This is a genomic window from Caulobacter sp. DWP3-1-3b2 (assembly GCF_049896325.1).
Taxonomy (GTDB): Bacteria; Pseudomonadota; Alphaproteobacteria; order Caulobacterales; family Caulobacteraceae; genus Caulobacter.
On record NZ_JAFCUB010000016.1, the window covers coordinates 24867 to 30866 of the forward strand.

At 65.9% G+C, this 6000-nt stretch carries 5 protein-coding genes; 2 read left to right on the plus strand and 3 right to left on the minus strand.

Annotated features, from left to right (window positions below):
- Positions 1 to 13: 13 nt before the first annotated feature.
- The 3 genes from glyS to ACP7AG_RS12010 all read right to left on the minus strand — a co-directional run bounded on the left by glyS (position 14) and on the right by ACP7AG_RS12010 (position 3524).
- Positions 14 to 2119 carry a glycine--tRNA ligase subunit beta gene (glyS, locus tag ACP7AG_RS12000; RefSeq protein WP_426031001.1) on the minus strand — a complete coding sequence of 702 codons (2106 nt, stop codon included), beginning with the start codon at positions 2117 to 2119 and terminating at the stop codon, positions 14 to 16.
- Positions 2120 to 2123: 4 nt separating this feature from the next.
- Positions 2124 to 3035 (minus strand): glycine--tRNA ligase subunit alpha, encoded by a 912-nt coding sequence (locus tag ACP7AG_RS12005; RefSeq protein ID WP_426031003.1) that lies wholly within the window; start codon positions 3033 to 3035, stop codon positions 2124 to 2126.
- 99 nt (positions 3036 to 3134) lie between these two features.
- On the minus strand, positions 3135 to 3524 hold the full coding sequence (locus tag ACP7AG_RS12010; protein ID WP_426031005.1) for a hypothetical protein: 390 nt from the start codon (positions 3522 to 3524) through the stop codon (positions 3135 to 3137).
- Positions 3525 to 3932: 408 nt separating this feature from the next.
- Here ACP7AG_RS12010 and ACP7AG_RS12015 point away from each other — a divergent pair, with 408 nt between their 5' ends.
- Entirely contained in the window at positions 3933 to 4271 is a 339-nt protein-coding gene (locus tag ACP7AG_RS12015; RefSeq protein ID WP_426031007.1) for a P-II family nitrogen regulator, read from the plus strand.
- A 27-nt stretch (positions 4272 to 4298) separates the two neighbouring features.
- The gene (locus tag ACP7AG_RS12020) at positions 4299 to 5834 is read left to right on the plus strand and encodes an ammonium transporter (protein WP_426031009.1); all 1536 of its coding nucleotides are present in this window, start codon (positions 4299 to 4301) and stop codon (positions 5832 to 5834) included.
- Positions 5835 to 6000: the final 166 nt, after the last annotated feature.

Genomic DNA, 6000 nt, shown 5'->3' on the forward strand with positions numbered 1-6000 from the left:
CAGGTGAGTTGATCTACCCGCCAACCAGCGAGAAGTCGGCCACCTTGCCCATGGCGTCCCGCACGGCGGCCAGCGTCTTCAGCCGGTTGTCGCGCTCGGCGGCGACCTCGGAATTGACGAACACGCCGTCGAGGAAGGCGTCGACCGGACCGCGCAGGCCGGCCAGTTCCTGCATGGCGGCGGTGAAGTCCTCGCGCGCCAGGGCCGTGGCCAGGGCAGGTTCGACCAGGCGCAGGGCGTCGTGCAGCTGCACTTCCGGCGCGGAGGCGTCGTCCAGCAGGTCGCGGTCGCCCTGCGCCTTCCAGCCCTTCTTCTCCTCGGCCTTGAGGATGTTGGAGGCGCGCTTGTAGCCGGCGAGAAGGTTCTTGCCGTCGTCGGTCTTGAGGAACCCGTCCAGCGCCTCGACCCGGGCGACGAGGTCAATTGGCTTGAACCCGCTTTGAGTTTGGCTCAGCGCTGCTCGAACGACGTCGATCCCAATTCCGCGATCCTTCAGCAAGACCTCCATTCGGTCTCCGAAGAAATCGAAGGTGATCGCATCCAGCACTGGTGCCAATTCGAGATACTCTTTGCTCTCGAAGCCCTTGATCCGACGAATTTGATCGAACAGCAGATTGTTTCCGCGAAGCTCGATAGGGACGTTCGACGCCTCGATAATTCTAAAGATGCCTAGAACGACACGTCGCAGGCCATATGGATCCTTCGACCCCGTCGGCTTCTCGTCGATGGCGAAGAACCCCACCAGCGTGTCCAGCTTGTCCGCCAGCGCCACGGCCACGCTGAGCGGCGCGGTCGGGACGGCGTCGGCGGGGCCTTGAGGCTTGTAATGGTCGCGGATGGCGTCGGCGATTTCGGGGTCCAGGCCGGCGGCACGGGCGTAGTAGCCACCCATCAGGCCCTGCAGTTCGGGGAACTCGCCGACCATCTGCGACACAAGGTCGGCCTTGGCCAGTCGCGCGGCCTCGGCGGCCTTGTCCGGATCGGCGCCGACCAGGGGCGCGATCTCGCGGGCCAAAGCCTCAATGCGATCGACCCGCTCGGCCATGGTGCCCAGCTTGGCGTGGAAGGTCACGCCGCTCAGCTTTTCCAGCCAGGGTTCGAAGCCGACCTTGACGTCCTCGTCCCAGAAGAACCGGGCGTCCGACAGGCGCGACGACAGTACCTTGGCGTTGCCCTCGGCGATCACCTTGCCGCCGTCGGCGGCCTGGACATTGGCGATGGTGATGAAGTGCGGGGCCAGCCCCCCAATGGCGAGATTGTCGCCCGGCTTGCGAACGGCGAAATACTTCTGGTGAGTGCGCATCGAGGTGCGGATCACCTCGGCCGGCAGGTCGAGGAACGCGGGATCCATGTCGCCCAGCACCGGGGTCGGCCATTCGGCCAGGCCGGCGACTTCTTCCAGAAGTCCCTGGTCTTCGACCAGTTCGAGATTACGCGCGAAGCACAGGGTCTTGCAGCCCTCGAGGATGCGCGCCTTGCGCTCCTCGACGTCGAGCACGACGAAGTGGTCCAGCAAGCCTTTGGCGTATTCGTCGAAGTCGCGAACCTTGAACGGCTGGCCGCCCCAGCCTTGGCCAACGCGCATGAAGCGGTGCCCCTCGGTGATGTCGCCGCTCTCGATACCCTCGATGGCGAACGGCACGATCTCGCGATCGAAGACGCACAGGATGCGCTTCAACGGTCGCACCCAGCGCAGCTTGCCGCTGCCCCAGGTCATCGACTTTGGCCAGGCGAAGCCGCGGACGATGGCTTCCACCATCTCGGCGACGATGTCGGGGGTCGGGCGGCCGGTCTTCTCGAGGAAGGCCATCCAGACGCCGTCGCGCTCCACCAATTGGTCCTGGGTCAGGCCCGCCTTGCGCAGGAAGCCTTCCAGGGCCTGGGGCGGAGCGCCGACGCGGGGGCCCTTCAGCTCTTCCTTGCGGTCAGCCTGGGCGATCGGCAGCCCCTCGACCACCAGGGTCAGGCGACGCGGGCCGGCGAAGGTCTTCAGGGCCTCGGGCAGGAAGCCGGCGGCGGCCAGGTGCTCGCGCGCCAGCCGCTCCAGGTCACGGGCCGCCTGCGTCTGCATGCGGGCGGGGATCTCTTCGGAGAACAGTTCGAGAAGGAGTTGGGGCATCGGACTACGCGGCTTCCTGCTGCTCGACCCAGGCGCTGGCGCACATCTTACAGAGGTCGCGGATGCGGCCGATGTAGGAGGCGCGCTCGGCGACGGCGATCGCGCCGCGGGCGTTCATCAGGTTGAAAAGGTGGCTGGCCTTGAGGACCATGTCATAGGCGGGCAGCACCAGGGACTTGCCCTGATAGGAGCGGGCCAGCATCAGCGGCGCCTGCTGTTCCATCTGCTCGAACTGCGACTTGAGCACCGCCACGTCATAGCCGTGGAAATTGGCTTCCGACTGCTGGCGCTCGTTCTCCAGGAACACGTCGCCATAGGTCAGGTGACCCAGGGGCGCGTCGGGGTCGTTGAACGGCAGGTCATAGACGTTGTCGACGCCGAATACGTACATGGCCAGGCGCTCCAGGCCATAGGTCAGTTCGCCGGCCACCGGCGAGACGTCCAGGCCGCCCACCTGCTGGAAGTAGGTGTACTGGCTGACCTCCATGCCGTCGCACCAGACTTCCCAGCCCAGGCCCCAGGCCCCGACGGTGGGATTTTCCCAGTCGTCCTCGACGAAGCGGATATCGTGGATGCGCAGGTCGAGGCCGATGGCTTCCAACGAGCCGAGATACAGGTCCTGCATGTTCGGCGGGTTCGGCTTGAGGATCACCTGGTACTGGTAATAGTGCTGCAGGCGGTTGGGGTTTTCGCCATAGCGGCCATCGCCCGGACGCCGTGAGGGCTGCACATAGGCCGCGTTCCACGGCTTGGGACCGAGGGCGCGCAGGACTGTGGCGGGGTGAAGGGTGCCGGCGCCCACCTCGACGTCGTGCGGTTGCAGGATCACGCAGCCCTGGGCGCTCCAATAGTCATGGAGTGTCAGGATCAGGCTTTGGAAAGACCTGGGCTTTTCTTGGGGTTTTTCAGCGGGCATGAGGTCCGAACGCGCCTGGAATCTGGGCCAGAAAAAAGTCGGCGGACCTTAGGGCCCGCCGACTTTCGCTTCAAGCTGAGTTCGAGACCCTCGAAAGGCCTAGTTGCCCTTGGCGGCCGAGCGCTTGCCGGCGTTCGACATCGGCTTGCCGTAGAGCTTGCGGTTCTCGGGCGTGTCGGCCACCGGCGGGTTGGAGGTGACGTTGGCGTCGCCGGCCTTCAGCGTCGCCAGTTGCTCGGCCGGCATGGACGAGACGCGGCCGGCGGTGTCGCTCGCCATGCCCGTCGCGGCGGGCGCGGTGGTGGCGGTCGGATCGGTCGGCGTCATGGTGGCGGCCGAGGGATCGGCGGCGGGCATGGTCTGGTCGGCCGGGGCGGCTGCGGTCGAATCGGGATTGACCGGTATGGCTTGGGGCGCGGTGGACTGGGCCACGGCAACACCGGACATCAGCGCCAGGGCGGCGGTGGCGGTAGCAAGACGTATAAACATCGGGCTCGTCCTTCTGGGAAATCCAGCCTGAACAGCGTTCCAGCCCCACCTTCCGTTGCGCCCGTCACGGGCTCGTGATCTGCGGGTTCGGTGGGATTGACGGGATTTGGTTTGAAGCCGCTGATTGTATGGGTAACGCGACAGCTCCGATCGGAGGCCGGATCGCCGCCCGAAACGCCACCTTTGCAAGCGTCCCGCGCTCTCGGCGCCTAATTTTCGGGCGCCGCCTTCCTTTCGTTTCCAAAACCCTACCGCGCGACGGTGATGTCGGAAGCGCGACCGATAGCGTGCATCGGCCGGGGAAAACGACGACGGCTCCTAGGAGCCTTCGTCGCGGTGCAAGTGAGCAACGCGCTCTAAAACCAATTCAAGGGGAACCCGCGAAGTCGGCGGGTCGGAGCAAGGCGGATGAAACTGATCATAGCGATCGTCAAACCCTTCAAGCTCGACGAGGTCCGGGGGGCGCTAGTCGCCGCCGGCGTCGAGGGCCTGACGGTGTCCGAGGTCAAGGGCTACGGACGTCAGAAGGGCCAAACCGAGATCTATCGCGGCGCCGAATATCAAGTGAACTTCGTGCCCAAGGTGAAGCTGGAAGCCGTCGTCGACGACGCTTCGGCGGCCAAGGCGGTCGAGGCCGTGAAGGCCGCGGCGGCCACGGGCAAGATCGGCGATGGCAAGATCTTCGTCCTCAATGTCGAGGAAGCTGTTCGCATCCGGACCGGTGAAACCGGCCCGGCCGCTCTGTAAATCATCGGGGAAAAGGGGATACCAACGATGAAAATCACAAAGATGCTTTTTGGCAAACCGCTGGCCGGGCTGTTGCTCGCCGCGACCTTGGCGGGGGCTCCGCTAGGGGCCGTCGCCTTCGCTCAGGAGGCCGCGCCGGCCGCCGCCGCGCCCGCCGAGGCCACGCCGGCTCCGGTCGCCGCGCCAGTCGTCGCTCCGGCTCCCGCCGCCGCCGCGACCATCACCGACAAGATGGACAAGGGCGACAACGCCTGGATGCTCGTCTCGTCCCTGCTCGTCCTGCTGATGATCATTCCGGGCCTGGCCCTGTTCTACGGCGGCCTGGTCCGCTCGAAGAACATGCTGTCGACCATGATGCAGGTCTCGACCGTCGGCATCATCGGCATCCTGGCCTGGGTGTTCTGGGGCTACAGCTTCGCCTTCACCAGCGGCGGGTCGTGGGACCTGTTTGTCGGCGGTCTTGATCGCCTGTTCCTGAAGGGCGTGACCCCGTCGAGCATGGTCGCCACCTTCTCGACCGGCGTCGTGATCCCCGAGTTCACCTACATCGTCTTCCAGTCGACCTTCGCCGCGATCACCGCCGCCCTGGTCGTCGGGTCGCTGGTCGAGCGCTTCAAGTTCTCGGCCATGGTGGTGTTCGCCGTCCTGTGGCCGTTGCTCTCCTACTACCCGATCGCCCACATGGTCTGGTGGTGGCCGGGTCCTGACGCCATCGCCCTGCACCCGACCGACCCGATCAAGGCCGGTCTGAGCTGGGGCTTCGGCGCTCTGGACTTCGCCGGCGGCACCGTGGTGCACATCAATGCCGGCATGGCCGCTCTGGTCGGCGCCCTGATCCTGGGCAAGCGCCAGGGCTACGGCAAGGAACCGATGCCGCCGCACTCCCTGACCCTGACCCTCGTGGGCGCCGGTCTGCTGTGGGTGGGTTGGTTCGGCTTCAACGCCGGTTCGAACCTGGAAGCCAACGGCTACGCCTCGCTGGCCATGATCAACACCTTCGTCGCCACCGCCGCCGCCGGTCTGTCCTGGATCGTCGTCGAGTGGGTCACCAAGAAGAAGCCGTCGGCCCTGGGCCTGGCTTCGGGTCTGGTGGCCGGCCTGGTCGCTGTCACGCCCGCCGCCGGTTTCGCCGGCCCGATGGGCGCCATCGTCCTGGGCCTGGTCGTCTCGCCGATCTGCATCTTCTTCTGCTCGGTCGTGAAGAACGCCTTCAAGTATGACGACAGCCTGGACGCCTTCGGCATCCACGGCATCGGCGGCATCGTCGGCGCCCTGGCTACCGGCCTGCTGGTCAACCCCGCCTGGGGCGGCGCCGGCGTGGTCGATTACACCACCTGCGCCAAGGACGGCGACATCTCGACCTGCGACAACGCGGTTTACAGCCTGGGAACCCAGATGATGTCGCAACTGAAGGCCGTCGGCGTCACCGTCGTCTGGTCGCTGGTCGCCTCGATCATCGTCTTCCTGATCATCAAGCTGATCATGGGCATCCGCGCTTCGCCGGACGCCGAGGAAGAAGGCCTGGACATCTCCGAGCACGGCGAACGCGCCTACCACAGCTAAGGCTGAGGTTCGGAAGACAGAAGAAGGGCCCGGAAGCTTCGGCTTCCGGGCCTTTTTTCTGTGGATGGGTACGCTTCGGGCGGCCGGGGGGGGGCAGGGCGCTTTGGGGGTGCCCCACAAAAGCAAAGGCGGGGTTTGGGGGAACCCCCCGCGCAAGGGCCCCCCC